We start from the raw sequence: 26,617 nt of genomic DNA, 5'->3' as shown, positions 1-26,617 counted from the left end.
CGCCTCACGGCGCCGTTGCCCGTTGCACCGCCGCGCAACGGTTCAGGCGGTTTCGATGACCCCCAGCTCCTGCAGCGCGCGCGCCATGCTGTCGCGTGCTGCATCGCTGATCTTCTCGTGATCGAGCGCGAACCGGATGGTGGCCTCGACCAGGCCGATGTGGGTGCCGCAGTCGAAGCGGGTGCCGCGGAAGCGGTAGGCGTCGATCTGCTTGTCGCCGATCAGGCTGGCGATCGCGTCGGTCAGCTGGATTTCGCCGCCGGCGCCTCGGCCGGTGCGTTCGAGATGGTCGAATATCTCCCCGGGTAGCACGTACCGGCCGACCACCGCGAGCGTACTTGGGGCCTCCTCGGGGGAAGGCTTCTCGACGATGCGCCGGATCGAACCGCTGCGGTCGCGGAATTCCCCGGTCTCGACGATCCCGTAGCTGGCGGTCTGCTCGCGCGGCACGTCCTGCACCGCGATCGCGCCGACGCCGTGGGCGGCGGCGTGGTCGGCCATCTGCTTGAGCGCGCCGTCGCCGTTGCGGTTCCAGATCAGGTCGTCGGGCAGCAGCACCGCGAAGGGCTCGTTGCCGACCACCGGCCTGGCACAGAGCACCGCGTGTCCCAGGCCCAGCGCCTCGGCCTGGGTGACGAACACCGCCTGCACGCCCTTGGGCAGCACGTTGCGGACCAGCTCGAGTTGTTCGAGCTTGCCCGCCTTCTCGAGTTTCTGTTCGAGCTCGTAGGCCTTGTCGAAGTAATCGGCCACCGCATGCTTGTAGCGGTTGGTCACGAACACCAGCGTGTCGCAGCCGGCCTCGATCGCCTCGTCCACGGCATACTGGATCAACGGCCGATCGACGATCGGCAGCATCTCCTTGGGAACGGTCTTGGTCGCAGGCAGGAACCGCGTCCCCAGGCCGGCGACCGGGAACACGGCCTTGCGAATGCGTCGGGTCATGTCTTGCGTGCCTGTCTTGCGGGAAATGCGACGACCGTGCCTTCGCCCTCGCGGCTGGGCGAGCCGATGGCGGGCCGGAACTCGGGCAGCGTGTCCCGAAGCAGCAGTGCGAGGGCCTGGGTGTCGAATGCGACTACCGCCTCGCGCAGACGCACCAGCGCCTGCTGGATCTTCTCCCCGGACACGGAGCGCGCCTCGGCCTGCAGGATCTTCGGATGCACGGTCGGACGGTAGCGTTCGTCCGCGTGGAACAGCGTTTCGTGCAGCTTCTCGCCGGCGCGCAGGCCGGTGTAGACGATCGCGATGTCGCGCTCGGGCTGCTTGCCCGCGAGCCGGATCATCTGCTCGGCGAGCAACCGGATCGGGATCGGCTCGCCCATGTCGAGGGTATAGATCGCCTGGCGCGAGCCGATCGCGACGGACTGCATGATCAGCTGGCAGGCCTCCGGGATCGTCATGAAGTAGCGCGTGACCTCCGGATCGGTGACGGTCACCGGGCCGCCGTTGCGGATCTGCTCGCGGAACAGCGGCACCACGCTGCCTGCCGAGTCGAGCACGTTGCCGAACCGCACGGTCACGAAATGGGTGCCTTCCGGCTCGGCCAGCGACTGGCAGACCATCTCCGCCAGCCGCTTGGTCGCACCGAGCACGTTGACCGGATCGACCGCCTTGTCGGTGGAGATCAGTACGAAGGTGCCGACCTTCGCCGCGGCCGCGGCCCGCGCCACGACCTCGGTTGCGAGCACGTTGTTGCGCACCGCCTCGCGCAACTGGCCCTCCAGCATGGGCACCTGCTTGTACGCGGCCGCGTGGAACACCGCATCGGGACTGGACAGGCCCAGCGCATGCCGCATCACCGCCGGGTCGCCGCAGTCGCCCAGCACCGGGATGCACTGGATCTGCGGGAAATCGCGCCGCAACTCGGACTCGGCCTTGATCAGCGCGAGCTCGTCGATCTCCACCAGCGCGATCCTGCCGGCACCATGACGCGCGCACTGGCGGCAGAGTTCGCCACCGATCGATCCGCCGGCGCCGGTGATCAGCACGCTGCGCCCGCCGAGCCAGCCGCGGATCGCCTTCCAGTCGGGCGTTACCGGCTTGCGGCCAAGCAGATCCTCGATCGCGACTTCCTTGAGCTCGCCCGGCAGTGACCGGCCCTCGAGCATGTCGTCGAGCCGCGGCACCGTCCGGAACGGCAGGCCGGTCCGCTCGCAGGCGGCGACGATCCGCCGCATGGTCGCCGCGTCGACCGAAGGCATCGCGATCACCAGCAAATGCGCCGCGGTCTCCGGGGCGATCCGGGCAAGGTCTTCCACTCGCCCCAGCACCGGCACGCCCTGCAGACGGCTGCCGCGCAACTTGGCTGCATCATCCAGGAAGCCGACGGGCACGTAGGCACCGGCGCGCCGCAGGTCGCGCACCAGGGTCTCGCCCGCCTGTCCGGCACCCAGGATCAGTACCCGCAGCGCAGCCTTGTCGGTGCGCGCGATGCTGTGATCCTTCCATGCGCGATACAGCAGCCGCGGCATGCCGAGCAGTGCCGTGAGCAGCAACGGATAGAGCAGCAGGACCGAGCGCGGGACCTGGTCCAGCCGGTTGTAGACGAACAACGCCAGCATGATCGCCAGCAGGCCGATCATGGCCGCCTTGAGGATGTTGATCAGGTCGGGCAGGCTCGCGAACCGCCACACGCCGCGGTACAGGCCCACCTGCCAGAACACCGCCCCCTGCGCGCCCAGGACCAGCAGGAGTTCGGTCGACGACAGCGGCGGTACCGGCAACAGCGGCAGCATGGCGTAGCGGAAATGATGCAGGCCCGACCAGCACAGCCAGACCATGAACAGGTCGTGGGCGACCACTGCCATCCTCGGCACCGTGGTGGTGGCCCGATCCTTCCAACTGACCATGTTCAGGGCTTCCTGTCTCTGAGACTGTTAGGTCCTTTCCCCGCGGTGAACCCGCGAAGCCGCTTCCATGCCAGCCCCCCCGCCAACAGGAACGTCAAGTACGTTGCCATGATAACCGTCGAACTCCATGAACGCATTGCAAACATGGCCAGCACGGTGGCCAGCGCCGCGCCGGCATAGGCCAGCGTGACTCCTGCGTGCCCGCCTCTCGCGCGTGCCCATGCCTGGTAGGCGTGCTGTATATGCGGCAACCACCAAGCCTCGCCACGCACGATGCGCGCAAGCAACGTCAAGGTCGTGTCAAGAAGGAATGGCAGCAGCGGAAACAGCAGCAGGATGCGGGTTCCCCACTCCTGCTGCAGCGATCCCAGCGCCAGCAGCCCCGCCAACGCATATCCGAGCGTGCCGCTACCCACGTCGCCGAGGAAGATCCGGGCCCTGGGAAAATTGAACGGCAGGAAGCCGCAGCTCGCGGCGACGAGCGCCAGACCGAGCCAGAACACCGGGCCCTGCCCGGCGAACAGCGCGTAGGCCAGGGCGACGACAGTCGCCTGAGCGGCGGCGATGCCGTCGATGCCGTCCATGAAGTTCCAGACATTGGTCAGGACGACGGCCGCGAAGAAGGCGGTGGCGGCATCCAGCCCGCTGCCGCCTGCGATCAGGAGCGCCCAGGCCAGCAGCGCCGCCGCGAGCACGTGCGTACCCAGGCGCGGCAGCGCCGGCAGCGGTCGATGATCGTCGACCCAGCCGATGCCCGCCACCAGCAGCAGCCCGGCGCCCGCCAGACCCGCGGCGCCGGCGTGGCCCGGGACCGCCGACATGCTGACGGCCAGGGCCGCCAGCAGCACGACGACGATCGAGACGCCGCCCCCCCTCGGCGTGGCGCTGGTATGGCTCCGGCGCTCGCCCGGGTGGTCGATCAGCTGTCGCCGCAGCGCATACGTACGCGCCAGCGCGGTCGCCGCGGCGCCGAGGACGAGGCCGCCGAGCACCCAGAGTCCGACCGTGGCGAATGCCGGCATCAGACGACGGCGTAGTTCAGCAATGGCTTGATCGTGCCCCAGTCCTTGCAGCTCGGGCATTGCCAGTGATGGCTCCTGGCGCCAAACCCGCAGCGGGTGCAACGATAGCTCGGGTTGCGCACCAGCAACTGCTCGGTGATGAGTCGCAGGTCCTGCAGGGTTGCGGCGAGGTCGGTGTTGTCGGCCAGCGTGAGGTCGATCAGGGCGGCCTCGCCCCGCACCGAGGGACGATCCTTCAGCTGCTGCGCGAGATAGCCGCGCGCGGCGTGGACGCCGTCCTGCACCTCGACCAGCCGCGTGAGCGCCAGCACCGGCGCGATGCCGCGGTAGTGTTCGCTCATCTCGGCCAGGAACTTGCGCGCGCCCGATGCGTCGCCCACCCGGTCGTAGGCCGCCAGCAGCGCCGGCAGCACCTCGGGCAGGAAGTCGGTGTCGTGCCGCGCCGCGCGCTCGTAGGCGCGGATCGCGGCGGCGTCGTTGCCGGCATCGGTTTCCAGCCGTCCCTCGAGGATGCCCGCGCGCACCGATTTCGAATCGGCCGCATACGCGCGCGCAACCGCGTCCCGCGCCCCGTCGGCGTCGCCGGCCAGGCGCAGGCGATCGGCGAGCTCGCACTCGAACTGCGCCACCAGCTTGCCCATGGGCTCGCCGGTGGCGGCCTCGAAGCGGGTGGCGTTCTCGATCGCCTTGGCCCAGTCGCGCTCGGCCTCGTAGATGCCGATCAGGTGCCGCAGCGCCTGCGGCGCGCGCTGGTCGATCCTGGCCAGGTCGGTGAACACCACTTCGGCGCGGTCGAGCAGGCCCGACTTCATGTAGTCCTCGCCCAGCGCCAGCAGCGCCTGGACCTTCTGCGGATCGCTGAGGTCCGGGCGTTGCGCCAGCCCCTGGTGGAGCCGGATCGCGCGGTCGACCTCGCCGCGGCGGCGGAACAGGTGGCCGAGCGCGAGCTGGGTCTCGAAGGTTTCCTTGTCCAGCTCGGCGATGTGCAGGAACAGCTCGATCGCCTTGTCCGGCTGCTCGTTGAGCAGGTAGTTCAGGCCGCGGAAGTAGGTGGTCGACAGGCGGCTGACCTGGGTGTCGCTATGGCGCTCGCCCCCGCGGCGACCGATGACCCAGCCGCTGAGCGCGGCGATCGGCAGCAGCAGGAAGAACCAGAACCATTCGGTGACGAATGCCATGCGGTCAGACTCCCGTGTCGTAGGGGGGGCGCGCCGGATCCTCGCCCGCGCGATCGCGCTGCAGCCGCCTCCGCAGCGGGACGATCACACCCAACGCCAGCGCCAGTCCACCGCACACCGCACCCGCCAGCAGCGCCGCCAGCAGCATCACCCCGAGGCCGGCGTCGAGGCCGGCGAAGCCGAGGTCCAGGGTCACGCGCTGCGGGTTCAGCGCGCCGACGGCGATGCCGAGCAGGGCGAACAGGAGAGCGATAAGGATTCGAAGCAGTCGCATCGCGCGGGGGGCCTGACGCGGTTGCGCGGCCTACTCCTCGGACGGCAGCGGAATGACGGCGGTGACCCGCTCGCGCAACTCCTTGCCGGGCTTGAAATGGGGGACGTGCTTGCCGGGCAGCGCCACGGCATCGCCGGTCTTGGGATTGCGCCCGGTGCGCGGCGGACGGAAATGCAACGAGAAGCTGCCGAAACCACGGATCTCGATCCGCTCGCCGTGCGCGAGCGAACCGGCCATCATCTCCAGCAGCGACTTCACCGCCAGGTCGACGTCGTCGGCCTTGAGGTGCGCCTGGCGCTGGGTCAGGATCTCGATCAGTTCCGATTTGGTCATCGTCGACGCGCCCGTGGAAGTCCGGAAGGACGGCCCGGATTCACTCCGGGCCATCCGTCTTGCAACCGCCCGGCCGCGAAGGCCGGGCGTCTGCGGCTTGCGCCGCGAGTCCACTTATTCGGACTTGTTTTCCAGCTGCTCGCGCAGCAGCGCACCCAGCTTGGTGGTGCCGCTCGAGGCTTCCGCCGCGCTCTTGTTGTACTCGGCCAGGCTCTCGGCGGCCTCGGCTTCGTCCTTGGCGCGGATCGAGAGCTGCAGGGTCCGGCTCTTGCGGTCCTGGCCGACGTACTTGGCCTCGACCGTCTCGCCCACCTTGAGATGCTGGCTGGCGTCGTCGACGCGGGTGTCGGCCACGTCGCGAGCGGCCACGTAACCCTCCACGCCCTCGCCCAGGTCGATGACCGCACCCTTGGCGTCCACTTCCTTGACCGTACCGGTGACCTTCGAGCCGCGCGGATGGTTGGCCAGGAACTGGCCGTAGGGATCCTGCTCGAGCTGCTTGACGCCCAGCGAGATGCGCTCGCGCTCGGGATCAACCGCCAGCACCACCGCTTCCATCGTGTCGCCCTTCTTGAAGTTGCGCGCGACTTCCTCGCCAGTCGAATTCCAGGTGATGTCCGACAGGTGGATCAGGCCGTCGATGCCGCCGTCCAGGCCGATGAAGATGCCGAAGTCGGTGATCGACTTGATCTGGCCCGACACCTTGTCGCCCTTCTTGTGGATCGCGGCGAAGGTTTCCCACGGGTTGCTGGTGACCTGCTTGATGCCGAGCGAGATGCGACGACGCTCCTCGTCGACGTCGAGCACCATGACCTCGAGTTCGTCGCCGACCTGCACCACCTTGGACGGGTTGACGTTCTTGTTGGTCCAGTCCATCTCCGAGACGTGCACCAGGCCCTCGACGCCCGGCTCGATCTCGACGAACGCGCCGTAATCGGTGACGTTGGAGACCTTGCCGAACACGCGGGTGTTGGACGGGTAGCGGCGGGCGATGTTGTCCCAAGGATCCTCGCCCAGCTGCTTGAGGCCGAGGCTGACGCGGTTGCGCTCGCGGTCGTACTTGAGCACGCGCACGTCGAGCTCTGCGCCCACTTCCACCACCTCGGACGGATGGCGCACGCGCTTCCAGGCCATGTCGGTGATGTGCAGCAGGCCGTCGATGCCGCCGAGGTCGACGAACGCGCCGTAATCGGTGAGGTTCTTGACCACGCCCTTGAGCACCGCGCCCTCGACCAGCTTCTCCATCAGCTGCTCGCGCTCTTCCGAATGCTCGCTCTCGACCACCGCGCGGCGGGAGACGACCACATTGTTGCGCTTGCGGTCGAGCTTGATGAGCTTGAACTCGAGTTCCTTGCCTTCCAGGTACACCGGGTCGCGGACCGGGCGCACGTCGACCAGGGAACCGGGCAGGAACGCACGGACGTCCTTGATGTCGACGGTGAAGCCGCCCTTGACCTTGCCGCTGATGCGGCCGGTGATGGTCTCGTTCTTCTCGAGCGCTTCCTCGAGTTCGTCCCACACCATGGCGCGCTTGGCCTTCTCGCGCGACAGCACGGTCTCGCCGAAGCCGTTTTCCAGGGAGTCCAGCGCGACCTTGACGACGTCGCCGACGGCGATGTCGATCTCGCCGGCGTCGTTACGGAACTGCTCGATCGGCACGATGCCTTCGGACTTGAGACCGGCGTTGATGACGACCACGTCGGTACGTACGTCGACGACGGTGCCGGTGACGATCGCGCCGGGCTTGAGCTTGGCCAGGTTGGCCTGGCTGGCTTCGAACAGTTCTGCGAATGATTCGGTCATTTTGAAGATTACTCGGTTGATGACACAGACCGAGCGCCCGACTGAGACGCCGCGGTCCACCCGTTGTCGACCTGCGCGGGATTGCGTATGGCCGTGAGTGTTGTGTTGGACGGAACCGCGCGGGAACTTCCCGCGCGGGGCTGGTGTCTGCCTTGTTCGATCCGGCGGGCTCCCGCGCCCCGGACCGGGACGCTGGAACCGGGCGGCGGCCCTCAGGCCACGGATGTCCGCGGTCGTGGGACCACCGCGGCCAGCACGCGCTCGACGACCGCGTCGATGTCCAGGCCGGTGGTATCGATGTGGACGGCTCCCTCGGCCGGCCGCAGCGGCGCCACCGTGCGACTGGCGTCACGGGCGTCGCGCGCGAGGATCTCGCGCAGCAGACCGTCCATTGTGACCGAAACCCCCTTGTCCTTCAACTGTTTATAGCGTCTTTCCGCGCGTTCCGCAGCGCTGGCGGTCAGGAACACCTTGTAGGGGGCGTCCGGAAAGATCACCGTGCCCATGTCGCGGCCGTCCGTCACCAGCCCCGGGGGTCGGCGGAACGCCCGCTGGCGGTCCTTGAGCGCGGCCCGGACTTCCGGGATCGCGGCGATCGCGGAGGCCGCGGCGCCGGCGGTCTCGGTGCGCAACTCGTCGGTGGCGTCGTGCCCGTTGACCAACACCCGCAATTCCCCGGCATCGGACTCCCGGAAGCCGATTTCGGTGTCGAACGTGCACCGCACCAGCGCCCCCGCATCGTCGAGGTCCAGATCGGCCCAGCCGGCGGCGACGCCGACGGCCCGGTACAGCGCCCCGGAATCGAGGTAGTGCCAGCCGAGCCGCTGAGCCACCAGGCGACTGATGGTGCCCTTGCCGGAGCCGGAGGGGCCGTCGATGGTGAGCACGGGGATCGGGTCGGACATGCGGGCTACCTGAGGGGGAGGCGTGCGATTATCCTGCAGCGCACGTCGCGCCGCCCGCTTTCGCAATGATCCGGACAAGCGCTTGAATCTCCGGGGAAAAGTCCGCTATAATGCGCGGCTACGTTTTCCGCCTGCCCGTTTCCGAACCGTTTCCGAGGTCTGTCATGAAGGTCCTGTCCTCCCTGAAGTCGGCGAAGGCCCGTCACCGCGACTGCAAGGTCGTTCGTCGCCGTGGCAAGGTCTTCGTGATCTGCAAGTCGAACCCGCGTTTCAAGGCGCGCCAGCGCTGACCGTTACGATCCGCCGCCCGGGACCCGGGCGCCGCGGATCCCGAGCCGTAACGCGAAGGGCCGCAGCGATGCGGCCTTTTTGCGTGCGTGCGTGCGGTGTGCGGCCGCGGACGGCCCGGAGCCGACGGAGGCCTTGTCCCCCGTCCGCACCAAACCCGGCAACCGACACAGCGCCCCGCTGCCGAATCTGCTACAACGCCGGGGCCAACCGCCCTGAATCCCGACGGAGCCCGACCATGCGCCTGATCCCGTGCCTCGCCCTGTCCGCGCTGCTGTGCGCCGCGGGCGCCGCATCCGCCGACACCCTGCTGGTCGACCGCGCGCAGCACAAGGCGCATGTCGCCCTGCCCGAGCGTGGACTCAGCGCCGCCCAGGTGCAGGCCCGCTTCGGCGCCCCCACCGAGAAGCTCGATCCGCGCGGCGGCCAGAAGCGGCAGTGGCCGACGATCAACCGCTGGGTGTACCCGGCCTTCACCGTGTATTTCGAACGCGACCGCGTGATCGACGCCGTGCTCAACCAGGCGCACGCCTCAGAAGTCGGGCCGAAGCCCGCGATCCGGTAATCCGCCGGACGATGACCGCAGCGACATCGCGCTTCCCCGCGGAGTGGGAACCCCAGTCCGCGGTCCTGCTCGCGTGGCCGACCGCCGACACCGACTGGGCCGCGCGCCTGGCCGAGGTCGAGGACACCTATATCGCGCTGGTCGCGGCGATCACCCGTTTCGAGCCGGCGATCGTGTGCGTGGCCGATGCCGACGTGGAGGCCTACGCGCGCGCCCGGCTGTCGTCGGCGCGGGTCGACATGGACCGGGTGCGCTTCGTCGAGGTGCCCTACGACGACACATGGCTGCGCGATTCCGGCCCGATCAGCCTGCGCGGGGCCGACGGCTTCCGGTTGCTCGATTTCCGCTTTACCGGCTGGGGCGGCAAGTTCGACGCGAGCCGGGACGACCTGCTGGTCGAGCGGCTCCACGACCTGGGAATCCTCGCGAACAGTACGCGCCAACCGATTGATTTCGCTCTCGAAGGCGGCGCGATCGAAACCGACGGCGCCGGTACCCTGCTGACCACCTGGCAGTGCCTGCACGAGCGCCACCCCGACGCCAGCCGCGGCGAACTCGACAGCCGGCTTGCGGGCTGGCTGGCGCAGGACCGGGTGCTCTGGCTCGAGCACGGCGCGCTGGAGGGCGACGACACCGATGCCCACATCGACACCCTCGCCCGCTTCGCCGCGCCGGATGCAATCGTCTACCAGGCCTGCGACGATCCCGCCGACAGCCATTACCCCGGCCTTCAGGCCATGGCCTCGGAACTCGCCGCGCTGCGCACCCGCGACGGCAAGCCCTATCGCCTGTTCGCCCTGCCGTGGCCGGCGCCGATCCTGGACCAGGATCGGCGCCTGGCGGCGTCGTACGCCAACTTCCTGATCGTCAATGGCGCCGTGCTGATGCCGGCCTACGGCGATCCGGCCGACGCCGCGGCCGCGGCGGTGCTGGCGCATGCGTTCCCCGGACGCGAAATCGTGCAGGTGCCGTGCCGGCCGCTGATCTGGCAGAACGGAAGCCTGCATTGCGTGACCATGCAACTGCCCGAAGGGCTGGTTTAGGAAGCCGTTCTGGGTTCCAGGGGCGTCTGCACCGCGAGGGAACATCGCTGCGAGGGGCCGGCGCAGGTCCTTGAACAGGGCGGAGCGACGTAGCTGCCGGCGGGCGAGGCCGCGCCCTACAATGTGCCGATGAAGACCAGGACCCTGCCCGTCGCGCTGATCCAGGAGCGCAACCACGGCGATGCCGACGCCAACCTCTCCGTGATCGAAGCCCGCGTCGCCGAGGCCGCGAGGTCCGGCGCGCAGTTGGTCCTGCTGCAGGAACTGCACAACGGCTGCTACTTCTGCCAGCACGAGTCGGTGGCCGAGTTCGACCTCGCCGAGCCGGTACCCGGCCCCAGCACCGAGCGCCTCGGCAGGCTGGCGAAACGGCATGGCGTGGTGCTGGTCGCCTCGTTGTTCGAACGGCGCGCCGCGGGCCTATACCACAACACCGCGGTGGTGCTGGAACGCGACGGCAGCGTCGCCGGCAGGTACCGCAAGATGCACATCCCGGACGATCCGGGGTTCTACGAGAAGTTCTACTTCACCCCCGGGGACCTCGGCTTCCAGCCGATCGACACCTCGGTCGGCCGCCTGGGCGTACTGGTGTGCTGGGACCAGTGGTATCCGGAAGGCGCGCGGCTGATGGCGCTGGCCGGTGCGGAGCTGCTGCTCTATCCCACGGCGATCGGCTGGGACCCGGACGACGACCCGGCCGAGAAGACCCGCCAGCGCGATGCCTGGGTGTTGAGCCATCGCGGCCACGCGGTCGCCAACGGCCTGCCCGTGCTCTCCTGCAACCGCGTCGGCCACGAACCTTCGCCGATCGGCGCGAGCGGGATCGATTTCTGGGGCAACAGCCACGTGCTGGGGCCGCAGGGCGAGTTCATCGCCGAGGCCGGGGCGGAAGCTACCGTGCTCCTGGCCGAGGTCGACCTCGCCCGCAGCGAGCATGTGCGGAGGATCTGGCCGTTCCTGCGCGACCGCCGCATCGATGCCTACGACGGCCTGCTCAAACGCTATCTGGACTGACTCCTGTGCCATCGATGATCCGAGCGGCGACCGACGCCGACATTCCCGCGATCGCCGTCATCTACGCAGACGAAGTCCGCGAACGCGTCAACACCTACGAATACGACGTGCCCGACGAGGCGGAGATGGGTCGCCGCATGCGGGCGATCGTGGAGGGCGGTTTCCCCTATCTCGTTGCGGAGCTGGACGGCAGGGTCGCCGGCTACGCGTATGCGGGCAGCTTCCGCGCGCGGCTGGGGTACCGGTTCACGGTGGAGAATTCGGTCTACGTCGCGACCGGTGCGCAGGGGCGCGGCATCGGCGCAGCCCTGCTCGCGGCACTGATCGAGGCCTGTCAGGCGCGCGGCTACCGGCAGATGATCGCGGTTATCGGCGAACCGACCAACACCGCCTCGATCCGGCTGCACGAGCGCTACGGCTTCGTGCACACCGGGACCATGCCGGGGATCGCCTGGAAGCACGGGCGCTGGCTCGACACCGTGTTCATGCAGCGCCCGCTGGGCCCGGGCGCGTCGACGGCGGCCGGAGAAGACCCGGGGTCCGGCACTTGATCGATACGAACGGTCGTGCTTTTATAGGGGCGTGCTCATGACGCCCTCCCCCACGAAGGGTGCCACCACGCGCGAGGCCATCCTCGCGCGTTCCTACGCGCTGGCCTGCGTCAACGGCCTCGAAGGCCTCACCATCGGTGGGGTCGCCGAGCAGGTCGGCATGTCCAAGAGCGGGGTGTTCGCCCACTTCGGCTCGCGCGAGGAACTGCAGCTCGCCACGCTCGACCTCGGCGGCGAACTGTTCATCCGCGACGTGCTGGTCCCGGCGCTGCGCGAGAAGCGCGGCCTGCCGCGACTGCGCGCGATCTTCGCCAACTGGGCCGAATGGGTCCGCCACGAGGACGATGGCGGCTGCCTGTTCCTGGCCGCCGCCAGCGAATACGACGACCGCCCCGGCCCGATCCGCGACCGCGTGCTGCAGCAGGAATCGGACTGGCGCGACCAGCTGGCCAGGGCCGTGCAGCTGGCGATCGACAGCGGCGAGCTCGCCGCCGACACCGAGCCGGGCCAGGTCGCCTTCGAGATCTACGCGATCGCGCTCGCGGTCCATCACGACGCCGGGCTCACCGGCTACACCGAAGCGGCCGCACGCGGGTTCCGCGCGTTCGAACGGCTGCTTCGCAGCTACGCCCCCACCGCCTGATCGCCGAACCCGAGAGGACCCTGGCATGGATGTTCTGGACACACAAAATAGCACGATCGTTCGTTCCGAAAATTTGGACGGCACCCTTGATCCGATCGACACCGCCGGGCTGGCCACGCCGGTCGCCGACACCCCGACCACCCAGGCGTCATGGCTAGGGAGCAGCTGGCGCATGTCCGCCCTGCGCGGCGCCATGCGCGTGCTCTCCCGGGTGTCGCCGGAACGCGCGGCCGCGCTGTTCGACCGGATCTGGTTCTCGGCGCCCAGGACGAAGCCTCGACCCGATGCCAACGCCTGCCTCGCCCATGGCGAGGCGCTCGCGTTCCGCGTGCATGGCCGGCGTGTCGAGGCCTGGTCGTGGGGACGAGCTCCGACGGTGCTGCTGGTCCACGGCTGGGGCGGCCATGCCGGGCAGATGCACGCGCTGGTCGAACCCCTGCTCGCGCGCGGCTTGCGGGTGGTCGCCTTCGACGCGCCGGCGCATGGCCGCTCCGATCCCAGCCGTCTCGGGGGCCACCGGGTGAGCATGCTGGAGATCGCCGACGCGCTGAGGGTGGTCGCCGCCGGGGTCGGACCGCTGGCAGGCGTGGTCGCGCATTCGGGTGGCTGCACTGCCACCGCACTGGCCCTGCGCGACGGCTGGACGGGTCCGGGACGGATCGCGTTCGTCGCGCCGTTCGCCCTGCCCTCCGCCGCGATCGAGCCGTTCGGCCGCGCGATCGGGGCCAGCCCGGCGGTGACCGCACGTTTCCGTGCGAGCGTCGAAGCCCGATTCGCCCGTCCATGGACCGATTTCGACATGCCCGGTCTCGCGCGCCTGCGCGCGCTGCCGCCGCTGCTGGTCGTGCACGACCGTGGGGACCGCGACGTGCCCTTCTTCCACGGGCGCGCGGTGGCGCAGGCCTGGCCCGACGCACAACTGGTCGGCACCGACGGGCTCGGACATCGGCGGCTGCTGCGCGATCCATCGGTGGTGTCGGACATCGCCCGGTTCATGTCGCAAGGCCATTCCGCGGCGCGGCCCGCCACACCTGCGGACGCGCGCAGCGAACTCGACCGGGACTACGCGTCCGCGGGCGTCTGCCGGCGGACTCCACGACCTGGGTGAACACGGTCCTCGGGCGCGCCGACCCTGCTTTCCCTGCCGCGCGCAAGGCACTACCCTGTCCCCAGTACCGAAGACGGCGCCGCAAGGCGCCGTCTTGTTGTCGGTACCGACCCCCTCCATGCGGACCCTTCCGTTGAGCGAACACGAAGCCCCCGCCGCCGAAGCCGACTGGCGCGCGCAACCTCACGCCATCGTCGAGCGCGATGGCGTGCGCTACACCCTGCTGGGCACCGCGCACGTCTCCCGTGCCAGCGTCGACGCGGTACGCGCCGCGATCGCCGAGGGCGGCTTCGACGCGGTGGGCGTCGAGCTGGACGAGCAGCGCCTGGACGCGATCAGCGATCCCGAAGCGCTCGCCAGGCTCGACCTGGTCAAGGTGCTGCGCGAGGGCAAGACCCCGCTGTTCGCCGCCAACCTCGCGATGGCCAGCTACCAACGCCGGCTCGCCGAGCAACTCGGCATCGAGCCTGGCGCGGAACTGAAGGCCGCGGTGGAGGATGCGCGCGCACGCGGCCTGCCGACGCACCTGATCGACCGCGACGTCGGCCTGACCTTCCGCCGCGCGCTGCAGCGGCTCGGCTGGTGGCAGCGCGCCAAGCTCGGCGGCGGTCTGGTCGCCGGCCTGATCGTCGACGACGAGGTCGCCGAGCACGACATCGAGAAGCTCAAGCAGGGCGACATGCTGCAGGCCAGCTTCAGCGAGTTCGCCGAACAGACGCCCGAGCTGTACGACGCGCTGATCGCCGAACGCGACCGCTACATGGCCGCGCGCCTGCGTGCGACCGCAGGGAATGCGCGCGAGGTGCTCGCCGTGGTCGGCGCCGGTCACCTCGACGGACTGGCGCGGCACCTGCGCGAGGACGACGCGACGCCCGACGCGGTCACCGCGGCGCTCGAGGCGGTGAAGCCCAAGTCGAAGCTGCCGGTGCTGGAAATCTGCATCGGCGTGTTCCTGCTCGCCGGATTCGCCTGGGGCTTCGCCACCGGCGGTTTCGACGTCGGCGCCGACCTGCTGCTGTACTGGGTGTTGTGGACCGGTGGGCTCGGCGCGCTCGGTTGCCTCGTCGCCGGCGGCCATCCGCTCAGCATCCTCGGCGCGTTCGTGTCCTCGCCGTTCACGCCGCTGCATCCGGCGCTGGCCTCCGGCACCGTCAGCGCCGTGATCGAGGCCTGGGTGCGCAAGCCGACCTACGCCGACTTCATGGCCCTGCGCCAGGACGTGAACACGGTGCGCGGCTGGTGGCGCAACCGGGTCGCGCGCGTGCTGGTGAACTTCTTCCTGACCTCGCTCGGCACCGCGATCGGCGTGTGGACCGGCGGCGCGCGCATGCTGGCGCGCCTGTTCGGCTGACCGTCCCTCCCCGTTCGGTACGCCACCGGGTTCGGGCATGGCGCCTTGGCCCGGCGCACGCCCGGCCCGCTGGCACGAGTCACAGCACGGTGAACGCGCCGTTGGCGACGTTGTGCGCCAGCACCGGCAGCAGCAGGCTGCCCGTCCGCACCCGGAACCAGACCAGCAGCAGCGCGGGCACTGCGGTCATGGCGAATGCCATCGCATCGAAGGACAGGCCTCCGGCGCGGTAGAACAGCGCGTGTCCGAGGCCGAAGGCGATGGTGGCGAGCACACCGCCGATGCCGATGCCGGCGAAGCGCCGCCTGTCGCCGGCATCCAGCGCCTCATCGAGGGCCAGCAGCAGCACGCCGCGGTAGAACAGCTCTTCCTCGAGGCCGGGCATGGTCCACTGGAAAAGGATGGTGTCGAGTCCGTCGGGCCCGTCCCGATAGTGGAACGCGAGCGCGAAGATCGCGACCGCCAGCACCGCGAACGCGATCCATGCCGGCGCCGAGCCCGGTGCCTGCCGCAGGGTCGCGCCACAGCGCCGCAGGCCGAACCACGGCAGTGCGGCCACGCCCAGCAGGACCGCGGTGGCGAGCAGCTTGCCGGTCCAGTTCCAGTCGCTGCCGGGCAGCAGGTCGGGCACCAGGCCGTAGCCGCGCAGCACCATCGCATCGCGCAGCAGCATCAGCACCAGTGCGAGCGCCAGCCAGCCGGGGCGTAACCGCACCCCTGGCGCCAGCGCGGCGACACCGGCGAGCAGGCCGATCACGGCGAGGTGGACAGCGATCTCGATGAGCGCGTACTGCATGTTGCGACTCCCTGGAAGCGGACATCGCGCTGCCGCCGACAGCGGCGGAACGACCGCGGGACGCGCGCCGGGCTATTCGGCGCGAAGCCCCGCCACCGCCGGCGCCGTGCGCGCGGCCTTGCGGCCGCGCGCACGACGGACCACCCGCGCGGTGCCCGTGCGCAGGTCGTCGAGCAGCGCGTAGATCGTGGGCAGGAACAGCAGGCTGACCACGGTCGAGAACGCCAGGCCGCCGGCGATCGCGCGCGCCATCGGGTAGTACGGCGGCATGCCGTCGGCGGTATCGGTGTTGAGTCCGATCGGGATCATCGCCAGGATCGCGGTGCCCATCGTCATCAGGATCGGACGCAAGCGCTCGCGACTGCCTTCGACCAGCGCCTCTGTGCGCGGCAGGCCGCGCCGACGCAGGTTGTTGATGTGCTCGATCATCACGATGCCGTTGTTCACCACCACGCCCATCAGCACCAGGATGCCGATCACCGCCATGATGTTCATCTCGGTGCCGGTGATCCAGAACAGCCAGTACACCCCGAAGATCGAGAACAGCACGCAGGACATGATCGCGGTCGGGAACAGCAGCGATTCGAACACCGCGGCCATGATCACCAGCATCAGCACCAGCGCGATCATGATCGCGCGCAACATCTGGTCCATGCCGTCGAAATTGATGTTGAAGCCCATCCCGGAGAAGGTGTAGCCGTAGCCGGGCGGGAACTCCATGCCGTCCAGCGCGGCTTCGATCGCCTTGCGCGCCTCGTCCATCGGGACGTCCTTGGCGATGCCGGCCTCGATGCTCAGCATCGTCTGGCGGTTCAGCCGCTGGATCGAGGTCGACGCCGGATTGAGCCCGACATCCACCATCGCCAGCAGCGGCACCTGGGTGCCGTTGGGGGCGCGCACCATGAAGCCCGACAGGTCCTCGATGCCGTAGTCGTCGGAACCGGCGAAGCGGACGTTGACCGGGATCTCGACGTCCCCCCGGTGGAAGTCGCGAAGCGACGATCCGCGCAGCGCCATGCCGACGAACTGCGCCACCTCCTGTGCGCTGAAGCCGTAGGCCGCAGCGCGCTCGCGGTCCACGCGCACCGACAGCTCGGTGTTGGCGTCGCCGGTGTCCACGCGCACGTCGCGCAGTTTCTCGTTGCGCCCGAGCATCGGCACGATGTCGGCCGCCAGTTCCATCAGCACCTGGGTGGAATCGCCGATCAGGCTGAAGCGGATCCCCTCGCCCTCGTTGCCCATGCCGCCCGGCCAGCCGAGGCCGATCTTGGCGCGCGCCGACTGCGGCAGGCCCTCGCGGATCTTCTCCTGGATCTGCAGGCTCAATGCGCGGTCCTCGACGTCGAGGAACAGTCGCGTCGAGGCCCAGCCCTGTTCGCTGTAGCGGCTGTAGACCTTCTCGATCCGGAACTCCTCGCGGTTGGCGTTGACGTACCGCTCGACCCGCGCGACCTCCCTGCCCATCTCCTCCTTCGAATAGGCGCCCTTCCACTGGTAGAAGATGTTGACCTGGCTCGGGTCGCCGTCGTCGCCGCCGCCCTTGGTGTTCATCATCGGGTAGACGCTCAGCAGCGAGATCGCGAGGATGCCGGCGACGCTCCAGCCGCGGTGATCGAGCGTCCAGCGCAGGACGCGGGCATAGCGGTTCTGCATGCGGGTGATGAACGGCGACTTCACCGCCGGCGGCGTCTTCATCCGCGCGCACAGCATCGGGATCAGGCTCACCGCGACCAGCCACGAGGCCAGCAGGGAAACCGAGATGGTCAGGGCCAGCTGGGTGAGGTAAATGGTGATGATGTTGCGCTCGCCGAACATCATCGGCAGGAACACGACGCAGTGGCACAGGGTGCCGGCCGAAAGCGCGATGGCGACGTGGCGGGTGCCGATGATCGAGGCGAGCCAGGGCTTGTCGGGGTATTTCTCGCGTTCCTGGTAGATGCTCTCGACCACCACCACGGCATTGTCGACCAGCATGCCCACCGCCAGCAGCAGGCCCATCATCGAGATGATGTTGAGCGAGATGCCGGCGAAGTACATGAAGCCCAGGGTCATGATGAAGCAGATCGGGATCGCGGTCGTGACCATCAGCGTGGACGGCCAGTGGCGCAGGAACGCGTACAGCACGATGATCGACAGCGCCAGGCCGATGCCGCCCGCCTCGGCCAGCGCCAGCAGCGAGCCGGTCACCGCCTCGCCCTGGTCGTCGGTGATCTCGATGCCGACGCCGCGCATCGCCGGATCGTCCTCCAGCACGGCGATCTCGGCGCGCACCGCGCGCGAGAGGTCCACCAGGTTCGCGGCGCGTTCCTTGTAGACGTCGACCCCGACGCTGGGCCTGCCCTCCATCTGCCGCACGTAGCTCATGCGCTGCGGTTGCAGGCTGACCCCGGCGATGTCGGACAGGCGCGTGCCGCGCTCGTCGACCCGCAGGTCGCGCAACGCCTGCAGTTCCTGCAGCTCGCCCCGCGGCTGTACGCGCAGGCGCCGGCCGGATTCGGTGATCTGCCCCGCGGAGACCGAGAAGTTCGCCGCCTGCAGGCGCTGCACCAGTTCGTTCAGGGCCACGCCATGCGCGCTGAGCCGGTCCTTGTCGAGCGCGATCAGCACCTCCTGCCGGGCCACGCCCTCCACTTCGACGCGCGCCACCCCGGGCAGGCGCTCGAGCCGCTGCTTGATGCTGCGCTCGATCAGGTCGGCGCGCGCGGTCAGGTCCTCGTCGCTGGTCAGGCGCAGGCTCAGCGCCTCCCGATCGCTGGTGCTCCAGCGCTGCACGTAGTAACGGCGGAAGTCGTCCGGCAACTGGTCCCGGACCGCGTCGATGCGCTCGCGCGCCTCGGAGGCGGCGATGGCGATGTCGCGTCCCCAGTCGCTGAACTCGACCTGGATCTGTCCGCCCTCGGCATTGGCGCGCGAACGCATCGTCTTGATGCCGGACATCGTCGCCAGCGCCTCCTCCACCGGCCGCAGGATGTTGCGTTCCACCTCTTCCGGGGTGGAGCCCGCATACGGCAGCGACACGAAGAAGAACGGGATCGTGGCTTCGGGCTCGGCTTCGAGCGGAAGCCGGAACGAGGCGATCAGGCCGATCGCCACCATCGACACGAACAGCATGATCGTGGTGACCGGCCGGCGGATGGAGATCTCGGTGATGTTCATCGCCTCAGCCCCTCGCGCCCGGGCCGTCCAGCGCGTCCTGTTCGTGCGACAGTACCTCGGCGACCTGCGCGGCGGTGTTGCGCGCGCGGCGGCCGCGCTCGGCGTAATGCTCGTCTGGCTTGCGGTCCAGCAGGTCGTAGACCACCGGAATCACCAGCAGGGTGAGCAGGGTCGACACCAGCAGGCCGCCGATCACCGTGATCGCCATGGGCGAGCGCACCTCGGCACCTTCGCCGAAGGCCAGCGCCAACGGCATGAAGCCGAACACCGCGGTCAGCGTGGTCATCATGATCGGCCGCAGGCGCGAGCGTGCGCCCTCCACCAGGGCCTCGCGCTTGGCGATGCCGGCCTCCCGCAACTGGTTGACCTTGTCGATCAGGATGATGGCGTTCTTCACCACCAGCCCGACCAGCAGGATCAGACCGATGAACACGACGACCGAGATCGGCGAACCGGTGAGCATGAGCGCCGCGACCGCGCCGACCATCGCCAGCGGGATGGTGAACAGGATCACGAACGGATGCAGCAGCGATTCGAACTGCGAGGCCATCACCAGGTACACAAGGAACACCGCCAGCGCGAACGCGAACAGCAGCGAACGCACCGAGTCGCCCAGCTCCTGGCCCTGGCCGCCCATGCGCACGACCACGTCGGTGCCGAGCGGGTTGTCGGCCACCATCTTCTCCACGTCGGCGATCGCGGTGCCCAGGTCGATGTCGCGCAGGTTGGCCGACACGATCGCCACCCGGCGCTGGTCGGCGCGATGGATTTCGCTGGGGCCAGTGGTCGAGACCACCTCGGCGACCGAGGCCAGCTCCACCGGGCTGCCCCCGGCCGGGTTCACGATCAGGCGGCGGATGTCGTCCACCGACGAGCGCTCGGATTCCTGCACCCGCACCAGCACGTCGATCTTGCGATCGCGGAAGCTGTAGCGGGTGGCGACGTTGCCGCGCACCTTGTTGACCACCGCATCGGCGATCTGGCGCGTGGTCAGGCCCAGCGCCGCGGCGCGGTCCTGGTCGAACACGACCTGGATCTCGGGGAATCCCTGCTCCACCGTCGAGGTCACGTCGGCGTAGTTGGGGTTGGCGCGCATCAGGCCGGCCAGGCGCACGCCGGCGACGCGGATCGCCTCCAGGTCGCTGCCCTCGATCTCGATCTCCAGCGGCGGCGACAGCGAGAACAGTTCCGGCCGCGCGAAATCCACCTGCGCCGACGGGTAGGCCTGCATGGTGCCGCGCAAACGCTCGACCAGCGCCGCCTCGCGCGCAGTGTCGTCCATCACCACCGACAGCTTGCCGATGTTCTCGCCGCTCTCGGTGGGACTGGCATCGAGCCGGGTGCCGGTGCCGGAGACGCCGTACAGCAGGCGCACGCCTTCCTCGTCGGCATGCCTGCGCTGGACGTCGCGCACCAGCGCATCGGTCTGCGCGAGCGGCGTGCCCGGCGGCAGCTTGACGGTCATCTCGAACCGGTCCTGCGCCAGTTGCGGGATCAGGTCCAGGCCCAGGAACGGCAACGCCGCGACGGTCAGCGCGAACGCCAGCGCCGCGCCGACCAGCACCGGCCAGGGCCGCGCCAGCGCCGCCGGCAGCATCCGCAGGTAGCGCGCCTCTGCGCGGTTGTAGGGCGCCATCGCCAGGTCGCTGGCCTTGCGCATGACCGGCCCGACCACGGCCACCAGTCCACGCCACAGGCGCACCAGGGCCCAGACGACCGCGAAGAACAGCCAACGGATGGTGGCGCCGACGCCGCGCCCGGTCGCGGCGACCGGCTTCTTCCAGCGGCTCGCCGGCCGCCACTGCGGATGCGGCTCCTCCTCGGGGAACGCCATCGGCGGACGTCCCTTGAGCGAGCTGAGCATCGGGACCAGGGTCATCGACACCACCAGCGAGACCGCGATCGCGATCGACACGGTCAGCGCCTGGTCGCGGAACAGCTGGCCGGCGATGCCCTCGACGAAGACCAGCGGCAGGAACACCGCGATCGTGGTCAGGGTCGAGGCCACGACCGCCATGAACACCTCGCGCGTGCCCGAGATCGCCGCCTCCAGGATGCCCAGCCCGCGCTCGCGCGCCTTGGCGACCGATTCGAGCACGACGATCGAGTCGTCGACCACCAGTCCCGTCGCCAGCGCCAGGCCGCCGAGCGACATCAGGTTGAGGCTCAGGCCCAGCTGGCCCATGAAGAAGAACGTGGTGATGATCGAGACCGGCAGCGACAGCGAGATCACGAACGTGCTCCAGCCATCGCGCAGGAACAGGAAGATGATCAGGATCGCGAGCATGCCGCCGATCACCGCGTCGACCTTGACGTCGCGGATCGCGTGCCGGATGAAGACCGACTGGTCCTCGACCACGGTCATCTCGATGTCGCGCGGCAGTTGCTCGCGGACCAGCTTCAGCCGCGTCTCGAGCGCGTCGGCGGTGGCCACGGTGTTGGCGTCGCCTTCCTTGTAGATCGCCAGCTCGACCGCCTCGTGGCCGGCGCTGCGGATCACCGCCTCGCGCTCCTTGTAGCCCTGGCGCACCTCGGCCACGTCGCGCAGCCGCACCGGCGAGCTTCCGCCACCGCTGCCGTCGCTGCGCAGGGCGGCGATCACGTTCGGATCGCGGCTGCCCAGGATCGCGGTCATCAGCTGCCGGTTCTCGCCGGTGGAGGCTGCGCCCGACGCGCCGCCCGCGGTGGTCAGCAGCATCTCGCGCATCTGCTCGACCGTGGCGAACTGGTTGACCGTGCGCACCAGGTAGCGCTGCGAGCCCTCTTCCAGGCGGCCGCCGGAGAGGTTCACGTTCTCCTGCTGCAGGCGCTGGATCACGTTGTCCAGCGACAGTCCGAGCTGGGCCAGCCTGCGCTGGTCGATGTCGACCTGGATCTCGTCCTCGAGCCCACCCCCGACCTTGACCGCCGCGACGCCCGCCACCGGCTCGAGCTTGCGCTTGAGGTCGTCGTCGGCATAGCGCCGCAGTTCCATCAGACGGCGCACGGCGTCCGCCTCGCTGCCGCCTTCCTGGGTCGAGGACAGCGCCAGGCGCATGATCGGCTGGGTCGAGGGATTGAAGCGCAGCAGCACCGGCGGCCTGGCCTCCAGCGGCAACTGCAGCGTCTCCATCTTGTCGCGCACGTCGAGCCCGGCCTGCTCCATGTCGGTGCCCCAGGCGAACTCGAGCACGACGTCGCTCTGTCCCGTGCGCGAGATCGACTTGAGCTTGCGCAATCCCTTGACCACGCCCAGCGCCTCCTCGGCCGGCTGCGAGATCAGGGTCTCGACTTCCGCCGGCGCGGCGCCTTCGTAGTCGGTGCGCACGGTCAGCGTGGGATAACTCAGGTCGGGCAGCAGCTCGACCTTCAGGCCCGACAGCGAGATCAGGCCGAACAGCACCAGGGTCAGCGTCATCATCGCGATGGTGACGCGGCGCCGCGTGGCGAACTCGACCAGGTCGAAGCCGCCTCCGGGCGGCGGATCGTGCGGACCCATCAGTTGCCCGCCTGCGCCGCCGCGGCCGGTTCCGGCTTCGCCTTGTCGGCCGCGGCTTCGCCCAGCACCTGTACGGCGCTGCCTTCGCGCAGCGCGGCCTTGCCGGCGACGACCACCGCGTCGCCCTCCTCCAGTCCCTCGCGCACCTCGATCCAGCCGCCGTCGGCATAGCCCAGCGTCACCCCGATGCGCGAGGCCTTGCCGTCGCGGACCGCATACACGGCCGGCGCGCCGCCATCCTCGAGCAACGCGACGCGCGGCACCACCAGCGCATCGGCACGCTGGTCGTAATTGATCGACAGGCGGCTGAACATGCCCGGCTGCAGCCCGCCGTCGCCGGCGAACGCGGCGACCACGCGGAAGGTGCCGGTGCCGGTGTCCACCACCGGCGACACCCGGTCCACGGTGCCGGTGAAGCGCTTGCCCGGCAGCGCGTCGGCGATCAGTTCGACCGCCTGCCCCGGCTTGAGCTTGGCGATCTCGCGCTCGGGTACGTTGAGCGTGGCCTCGAGCCGGCTGCTGTCGACGATGCGGAAGATCGGCGAGTTGATCTGCACGAAGTTGCCCGGCTTGATGTCGCGCGAGGCGATCACGCCCGAGATCGGCGCGACCACGTGGGTGTAGGACAGTTCGAGATCGGCGAGGCGGTTCACCGCGCGCGCGTTCTCGAGGTCGTAGCGCAACTGGTCGAGGTCGTTGGCGCTGACCATCTGCTGCGATTCCAGTTGCTGGGCACGCTTGAAGTTGGCCTCGAGCTTGCGCAACTGGGCGGAACTCTGCGCGGCCTGCAGGCGCGCGCGGTCGGCGTCCAGCCGCACCAGTGGCTGCCCGGCCCGAACCGCCTGACCCTCCTCCACCAGCACCTGCAGCGCCACGCCCGAGGTCTTGGCCACCACCTGCGATTCGGCGAGGGGCTCGAGGGTCGCGGTGTTGGCGTAGCTGGCCGCGATCGCACGCCGCGCCACCTTCTCGACTTCGACCGGGATCGCGTCCGGACCCTTGTTTTCCGCGTCCTTCGCGTTGGCGTCGCCGCCGCCACCGCAGCCAGCCAGCAGCAGCGCGGCCGACAGCATGCCGATGACCAGGACCGGGCGGAACCCGGGGAAAATTCGGTTCGTGTACATGGATTTGGCGAGGCCCCTATGGTGTTGTAGCAAGGTATATCACCCGGACTGCGGGCGGTATCCGCCGAAGGTCATGGTGACTCCCGGCGGCAGGTCGTGGACGCAGGCAGGGATGCGGACGTGACCGGGCCGGTTGCAGCCATTGCGGCTCGCGCGACTGCCCGCAAGCGGGATCGCGCGACTCGCCGATCCGTTAACAGTCGGTGGAGCGCAAGCTATACTGGCCCGATTGCGCGCCGATGCACGTCGTCGCCGATGCCGATACCTCGAGCCATACAGCCACCAGGACTGCGGACACACTTCATGACGCGACCGTTGACGATCGCCGCCAGCCTCGCCGTTGCGCTGCTCGCGCTGGCTTCCCTGCCGCGCACTGCGCCGGCCCAGGATGCCGAAACACCCGCGGCCGAAGCCGCACCAGCCGAAGCAGCGCCGGCCGAAACCACCGCAGCGCGAGCCGCCGCCACGCCGGCGCCCGCGCCCGCGGCCACCCCGGCGGTGCTGACCGGCGATGCGGACACCGGGCGCCTGCTGACCTACACCTGCCAGGGCTGCCACGGCATCGTCGGCTACAAGAACGTCTATCCGACCTACCACGTGCCGCGGATCGGCGGACAGTCGGCGCTCTACCTCACCAATGCGCTGAGCGAATACAGGAAGGGCACCCGCACCCACCCGACCATGGAAGCGCAGGCGCAGAGCTTTTCCGACCAGGACATCGCCGATATCGCCGCCTTCCTGTCGGAGCTGAAGCCATGAGCCGCACCACCGCCCGTCCCGCCCGCGTCGGCCCGCTGGCCGCCGCGCTGCTGTTCGCATTCGCCCTTGCCGCCTGCGGCGGCGACCCGGGCGCCGGGAATGCCGCAGGCGCGAAGTCGTCCTCCGCCGGCCTGCCCACCGGCCGGCTTGCCGAGGGCGAGACGCTGGCCAATGCCAAGGGCCAGGCCACCGGCCAGTCCTGCATCGACTGTCACGGCGCCGACGGCAATGCGCCGCTGGACGACAGCTACCCCAAGCTCGGCGGCCAGTACTACGACTATCTCGAGCACGCGATCGTGCAGTACCGCGACGGCAAGCGCGAGCACGCGCTGATGTCGCAGCAGGCGGCCAACCTCAGCGACCAGCAGATCGCCGACCTGGCCGCGTACTTCGCCTCGCGTCCCTCGCAGTTGCGGGACCTGCACGGCGCGCACTGACCCCGGCGCCCGGCGGCGGCCTCGAAACAGGCCCGCGCATCGCGGGTCTTTTTCATGGGCGCGATCGCGTGGCGTTGCCGGCCGCGGCGTGTCGAGGCCGGGGGCCCTACCCGGGGCGCCGGTCGCGCCTGAAGGCGCTCCTACGGAGGCCTGCTTCAGCCCATATTGCCGCAGGGGCCTTGTGCTGCTGCGCCGCGCACGATCCCGCTGCCCGATCTCGGGCGCGACCGCACGTCCGCGGCAATGGCGCGCACGCCCTCAGCGTGTGGCCGGCGCCGGTCCGAGGCTGTCCTGGTCTTCCTGCAGCTCGCGCTTGAACGGCACGTCCGGCGGCTTGCGCGCCTCGGCCTCGATATCGAGCATGTTCGGATCGCTGATCCCGCAGGCGCCGCCCAGCATGAGCATCGCCACCGTGCAGCGGATCCGCTTGCCGGTGCCGGGAATCGGGATCAACACTTCCTTGATGCTGCGCCGGACCCATTCCTCGAGCAGGGTCTCGTGCGGCACCCAGAAACGATCGAAGCTGCTCGGCTCGTAGCCGATCGGCGGGCGCTTGAGCCAGGTCCCCATGCGGTCGATCTTTTCGAAGTCCTCGGTGATGGTCCCGGGCGGCAGGCCACCGCCGACGTTGCCGGTGTTGCCCGCCAGGCGTGGACTGCCGTCCGCGTTGAACAGCCCCGATGGACTTCCCGACTGCCCGCCGGGCACGTTGCGGTCGGAATCGCCCCAGTCGTCGCCGCGCCTTGGCGAAGGCAGCGCGCCCGGTGCCGGGCTCGATGCCGGTCCCGCGCCGGCCGTCGATGCCGACGGCGTGGCGCCCTGCCCGGCCTCGCGTCGCCCGCCTGCTTCGGTGGAGGACGAAGACGCGGTGCCGGCGGCCGCGGGCGTGCCCTGCGCGGTGCTGTCCGTCGCGCGATCGGCGGAGCCGGCCCCGGGGCTTGGCGCGCGAAGTTCGATGTCGCGCTGGGCGATCGCCGGTCCGTCGCGACGCAGTTCGGGCGCCGCCGGCGCGGTGGTGCGGGGAACCCGTAGTGCGATCTCCGGCGCGGGAGCGGGCACGGCACGTTCGACGATCTCGACCTCCGGCTGCCGCACGTCGGGCACGTTGACGTCGCGACGCGGCAACGGCCGGATCTGCGGCGGCGGCGTCACCATCGGCACTTCGACCACGCGCACCTCGGGCGTCGGCGCGCTCAGCTCCGGCGTGGCCAGCACCGGCGGCTGCGGAACGTCGAGGGTCGGCGGCACCAGCACGAAGTCGCTGTCGGGCTGCGGCGTATCGGTCACCTCCAGCGGCTGCGCGGCGATCGGCGGCGGCTGTTCCTGCGGCAGTTCGACGTCGGCCACGGAAGGCGGCGGAGGCGGTGGCGACGCCTCCGGCACGCTCGCGGCCGGTGCCGTGGCGGCCGGTGCCGGGCTGGCCGCCACCTGCGGCACCATCAGTTCGGCCTGCTGCGTGCCGCCACCCTCGTCCTGCGGGGTGCCCTCGCCGATGAACTCCACCTGGGTGACGTTCTCGCCCAGCCGCTCGGCCTCGGCTTCCTCGTTCGGGAAACGCCCGACCATGAACATGATCATCAGCTGCAACCACAACAGGTGCAGCAGCAGGGACGTGCCGATCGCGAACATCCGCGTGCGGCGATCGGGCGCCGGACGCTCGCGCCAGTCCGCCCGCCACAGCCGCACGAACGCCTGCAGGCCGTTGAGCCGTCGGTAGCCGCGCGCGTAGACCGGCGCGCGGGCAAGGAACACCGACACCAGTGCTCCGGCCTCCACCGCGATGCGACGGGCCTCCAGTCGCGAAGTCGCGAACCACTCGTCCCAGCCCGGGGGGAACTCCCCGACGGGCCGCGGCGGGCGGATCGAACGTCCCTTGCGCAGCGAGCGCCGGACCGCTTCGATCAGTTCGCTGGACGAGAACACCCGGCCCGCGTTCC

General features: G+C 69.7%; 23 protein-coding genes. 10 read left to right on the top strand and 13 right to left on the bottom strand.

What is annotated here, in order from left to right:
• Window positions 1–42: 42 nt before the first annotated feature.
• From galU to cmk, 8 genes are all read right to left on the bottom strand, one after another.
• Window positions 43–945, bottom strand: a complete 903-nt coding sequence (gene galU / locus JMO03_RS15610; RefSeq protein WP_202844669.1) for a UTP--glucose-1-phosphate uridylyltransferase GalU — start codon at window positions 943–945, stop codon at window positions 43–45.
• On the bottom strand, window positions 942–2,852 hold the full coding sequence (locus JMO03_RS15605; RefSeq protein ID WP_202844668.1) for a nucleoside-diphosphate sugar epimerase/dehydratase: 1,911 nt from the start codon (window positions 2,850–2,852) through the stop codon (window positions 942–944). The genes galU and JMO03_RS15605 overlap by 4 nt, the downstream gene beginning before the upstream one ends.
• A 2-nt stretch (window positions 2,853–2,854) precedes the next feature.
• Complete coding sequence (locus tag JMO03_RS15600) at window positions 2,855–3,934, bottom strand: MraY family glycosyltransferase (protein ID WP_238346232.1); 1,080 nt, start codon at window positions 3,932–3,934, stop codon at window positions 2,855–2,857.
• Complete coding sequence (gene lapB / locus JMO03_RS15595; RefSeq protein WP_202844667.1) at window positions 3,874–5,052, bottom strand: lipopolysaccharide assembly protein LapB; 1,179 nt, start codon at window positions 5,050–5,052, stop codon at window positions 3,874–3,876. Before lapB ends, JMO03_RS15600 begins: the two co-directional genes overlap by 61 nt.
• 4 nt (window positions 5,053–5,056) lie before the next feature.
• Window positions 5,057–5,326, bottom strand: a complete 270-nt coding sequence (locus JMO03_RS15590; protein ID WP_202844666.1) for a lipopolysaccharide assembly protein LapA domain-containing protein — start codon at window positions 5,324–5,326, stop codon at window positions 5,057–5,059.
• Between the two features lie 30 nt (window positions 5,327–5,356).
• Complete coding sequence (locus JMO03_RS15585) at window positions 5,357–5,659, bottom strand: integration host factor subunit beta (protein WP_202844665.1); 303 nt, start codon at window positions 5,657–5,659, stop codon at window positions 5,357–5,359.
• A gap of 114 nt (window positions 5,660–5,773) precedes the next feature.
• Window positions 5,774–7,462, bottom strand: a complete 1,689-nt coding sequence (rpsA, locus tag JMO03_RS15580; protein ID WP_202844664.1) for a 30S ribosomal protein S1 — start codon at window positions 7,460–7,462, stop codon at window positions 5,774–5,776.
• Window positions 7,463–7,674: 212 nt separating this feature from the next.
• Complete coding sequence (gene cmk, locus JMO03_RS15575) at window positions 7,675–8,367, bottom strand: (d)CMP kinase (protein WP_202844663.1); 693 nt, start codon at window positions 8,365–8,367, stop codon at window positions 7,675–7,677.
• Window positions 8,368–8,531: 164 nt separating this feature from the next.
• On the opposite strand from cmk, the gene ykgO reads away from it, so the two are divergent.
• From ykgO to JMO03_RS15535, 8 genes are all read left to right on the top strand, one after another.
• On the top strand, window positions 8,532–8,657 hold the full coding sequence (ykgO, locus tag JMO03_RS15570; RefSeq protein WP_010342887.1) for a type B 50S ribosomal protein L36: 126 nt from the start codon (window positions 8,532–8,534) through the stop codon (window positions 8,655–8,657).
• Window positions 8,658–8,893: 236 nt separating this feature from the next.
• A complete protein-coding gene (locus JMO03_RS15565; protein ID WP_202844662.1) occupies window positions 8,894–9,220 on the top strand; it encodes a hypothetical protein in 327 nt (108 codons plus the stop codon).
• Between the two features lie 11 nt (window positions 9,221–9,231).
• Window positions 9,232–10,263 carry an agmatine deiminase family protein gene (locus JMO03_RS15560; RefSeq protein WP_202844661.1) on the top strand — a complete coding sequence of 344 codons (1,032 nt, stop codon included), beginning with the start codon at window positions 9,232–9,234 and terminating at the stop codon, window positions 10,261–10,263.
• Between the two features lie 129 nt (window positions 10,264–10,392).
• Window positions 10,393–11,277 carry a carbon-nitrogen hydrolase gene (locus JMO03_RS15555; protein ID WP_202844660.1) on the top strand — a complete coding sequence of 295 codons (885 nt, stop codon included), beginning with the start codon at window positions 10,393–10,395 and terminating at the stop codon, window positions 11,275–11,277.
• Between the two features lie 5 nt (window positions 11,278–11,282).
• Window positions 11,283–11,828: a GNAT family N-acetyltransferase gene (locus JMO03_RS15550; RefSeq protein WP_202844659.1), complete on the top strand. Its 546-nt coding sequence runs from the start codon at window positions 11,283–11,285 to the stop codon at window positions 11,826–11,828.
• A 37-nt stretch (window positions 11,829–11,865) separates the two neighbouring features.
• Entirely contained in the window at window positions 11,866–12,471 is a 606-nt protein-coding gene (locus JMO03_RS15545; RefSeq protein ID WP_202844658.1) for a TetR/AcrR family transcriptional regulator, read from the top strand.
• A 73-nt stretch (window positions 12,472–12,544) separates the two neighbouring features.
• Window positions 12,545–13,579: an alpha/beta hydrolase gene (locus JMO03_RS15540; RefSeq protein ID WP_202844657.1), complete on the top strand. Its 1,035-nt coding sequence runs from the start codon at window positions 12,545–12,547 to the stop codon at window positions 13,577–13,579.
• A gap of 118 nt (window positions 13,580–13,697) precedes the next feature.
• On the top strand, window positions 13,698–14,930 hold the full coding sequence (locus JMO03_RS15535) for a TraB/GumN family protein (protein ID WP_202844656.1): 1,233 nt from the start codon (window positions 13,698–13,700) through the stop codon (window positions 14,928–14,930).
• Between the two features lie 79 nt (window positions 14,931–15,009).
• Here JMO03_RS15535 and JMO03_RS15530 read toward each other — a convergent pair whose 3' ends face one another.
• From JMO03_RS15530 to JMO03_RS15515, 4 genes are all read right to left on the bottom strand, one after another.
• Entirely contained in the window at window positions 15,010–15,726 is a 717-nt protein-coding gene (locus JMO03_RS15530; RefSeq protein WP_202844655.1) for a CPBP family intramembrane glutamic endopeptidase, BDIM_20840 family, read from the bottom strand.
• 72 nt (window positions 15,727–15,798) lie between these two features.
• On the bottom strand, window positions 15,799–18,882 hold the full coding sequence (locus JMO03_RS15525; RefSeq protein WP_202844654.1) for an efflux RND transporter permease subunit: 3,084 nt from the start codon (window positions 18,880–18,882) through the stop codon (window positions 15,799–15,801).
• Window positions 18,883–18,886: 4 nt separating this feature from the next.
• Complete coding sequence (locus tag JMO03_RS15520) at window positions 18,887–22,360, bottom strand: efflux RND transporter permease subunit (RefSeq protein WP_202844653.1); 3,474 nt, start codon at window positions 22,358–22,360, stop codon at window positions 18,887–18,889.
• Window positions 22,360–23,433, bottom strand: coding sequence for an efflux RND transporter periplasmic adaptor subunit (locus tag JMO03_RS15515; protein WP_425491860.1), 1,074 nt, complete (start codon window positions 23,431–23,433; stop codon window positions 22,360–22,362). Before JMO03_RS15515 ends, JMO03_RS15520 begins: the two co-directional genes overlap by 1 nt.
• Window positions 23,434–23,787: 354 nt before the next feature.
• Between JMO03_RS15515 and JMO03_RS15510 the strand changes: the two genes are divergently transcribed.
• Together JMO03_RS15510 and JMO03_RS15505 are read left to right on the top strand one after the other, a co-directional pair.
• Window positions 23,788–24,243, top strand: coding sequence for a c-type cytochrome (locus JMO03_RS15510; protein ID WP_202844651.1), 456 nt, complete (start codon window positions 23,788–23,790; stop codon window positions 24,241–24,243).
• On the top strand, window positions 24,240–24,680 hold the full coding sequence (locus JMO03_RS15505) for a c-type cytochrome (RefSeq protein WP_202844650.1): 441 nt from the start codon (window positions 24,240–24,242) through the stop codon (window positions 24,678–24,680). The genes JMO03_RS15510 and JMO03_RS15505 overlap by 4 nt, the downstream gene beginning before the upstream one ends.
• Before the next feature lie 258 nt (window positions 24,681–24,938).
• Here JMO03_RS15505 and JMO03_RS15500 read toward each other — a convergent pair whose 3' ends face one another.
• Window positions 24,939–26,603 carry a hypothetical protein gene (locus JMO03_RS15500; protein ID WP_202844649.1) on the bottom strand — a complete coding sequence of 555 codons (1,665 nt, stop codon included), beginning with the start codon at window positions 26,601–26,603 and terminating at the stop codon, window positions 24,939–24,941.
• Window positions 26,604–26,617 lie beyond the last annotated feature (14 nt).

The organism is Luteimonas saliphila, assembly GCF_016774335.1.
Classification (GTDB): Bacteria; Pseudomonadota; Gammaproteobacteria; order Xanthomonadales; family Xanthomonadaceae; genus Luteimonas; species Luteimonas saliphila.
The sequence above is the reverse complement of the archived record's forward strand: the minus strand, read 5'-3'. Positions and strand labels throughout refer to the sequence as shown.

What these genes read in the sequence shown, in the direction of transcription:
- JMO03_RS15545 (WP_202844658.1), top strand. Translation starts at nt 11,866, where the DNA reads ATGACGCCCTCCCCCACGAAGGGTGCCACCACGCGCGAGGCCATCCTC.
- lapB (WP_202844667.1), bottom strand. Translation starts at nt 5,052, where the DNA reads ATGGCATTCGTCACCGAATGGTTCTGGTTCTTCCTGCTGCTGCCGATC.
- JMO03_RS15585 (WP_202844665.1), bottom strand. Translation starts at nt 5,659, where the DNA reads ATGACCAAATCGGAACTGATCGAGATCCTGACCCAGCGCCAGGCGCAC.
- JMO03_RS15565 (WP_202844662.1), top strand. Translation starts at nt 8,894, where the DNA reads ATGCGCCTGATCCCGTGCCTCGCCCTGTCCGCGCTGCTGTGCGCCGCG.
- cmk (WP_202844663.1), bottom strand. Translation starts at nt 8,367, where the DNA reads ATGTCCGACCCGATCCCCGTGCTCACCATCGACGGCCCCTCCGGCTCC.
- JMO03_RS15600 (WP_238346232.1), bottom strand. Translation starts at nt 3,934, where the DNA reads ATGCCCGAGCTGCAAGGACTGGGGCACGATCAAGCCATTGCTGAACTA.
- JMO03_RS15520 (WP_202844653.1), bottom strand. Translation starts at nt 22,360, where the DNA reads ATGGGTCCGCACGATCCGCCGCCCGGAGGCGGCTTCGACCTGGTCGAG.
- JMO03_RS15510 (WP_202844651.1), top strand. Translation starts at nt 23,788, where the DNA reads ATGACGCGACCGTTGACGATCGCCGCCAGCCTCGCCGTTGCGCTGCTC.
- JMO03_RS15560 (WP_202844661.1), top strand. Translation starts at nt 9,232, where the DNA reads ATGACCGCAGCGACATCGCGCTTCCCCGCGGAGTGGGAACCCCAGTCC.
- galU (WP_202844669.1), bottom strand. Translation starts at nt 945, where the DNA reads ATGACCCGACGCATTCGCAAGGCCGTGTTCCCGGTCGCCGGCCTGGGG.
- JMO03_RS15525 (WP_202844654.1), bottom strand. Translation starts at nt 18,882, where the DNA reads ATGAACATCACCGAGATCTCCATCCGCCGGCCGGTCACCACGATCATG.
- JMO03_RS15590 (WP_202844666.1), bottom strand. Translation starts at nt 5,326, where the DNA reads ATGCGACTGCTTCGAATCCTTATCGCTCTCCTGTTCGCCCTGCTCGGC.
- JMO03_RS15515 (WP_425491860.1), bottom strand. Translation starts at nt 23,433, where the DNA reads ATGCTGTCGGCCGCGCTGCTGCTGGCTGGCTGCGGTGGCGGCGGCGAC.
- JMO03_RS15535 (WP_202844656.1), top strand. Translation starts at nt 13,698, where the DNA reads ATGCGGACCCTTCCGTTGAGCGAACACGAAGCCCCCGCCGCCGAAGCC.
- ykgO (WP_010342887.1), top strand. Translation starts at nt 8,532, where the DNA reads ATGAAGGTCCTGTCCTCCCTGAAGTCGGCGAAGGCCCGTCACCGCGAC.
- JMO03_RS15505 (WP_202844650.1), top strand. Translation starts at nt 24,240, where the DNA reads ATGAGCCGCACCACCGCCCGTCCCGCCCGCGTCGGCCCGCTGGCCGCC.
- JMO03_RS15605 (WP_202844668.1), bottom strand. Translation starts at nt 2,852, where the DNA reads ATGGTCAGTTGGAAGGATCGGGCCACCACCACGGTGCCGAGGATGGCA.
- JMO03_RS15555 (WP_202844660.1), top strand. Translation starts at nt 10,393, where the DNA reads ATGAAGACCAGGACCCTGCCCGTCGCGCTGATCCAGGAGCGCAACCAC.
- rpsA (WP_202844664.1), bottom strand. Translation starts at nt 7,462, where the DNA reads ATGACCGAATCATTCGCAGAACTGTTCGAAGCCAGCCAGGCCAACCTG.
- JMO03_RS15530 (WP_202844655.1), bottom strand. Translation starts at nt 15,726, where the DNA reads ATGCAGTACGCGCTCATCGAGATCGCTGTCCACCTCGCCGTGATCGGC.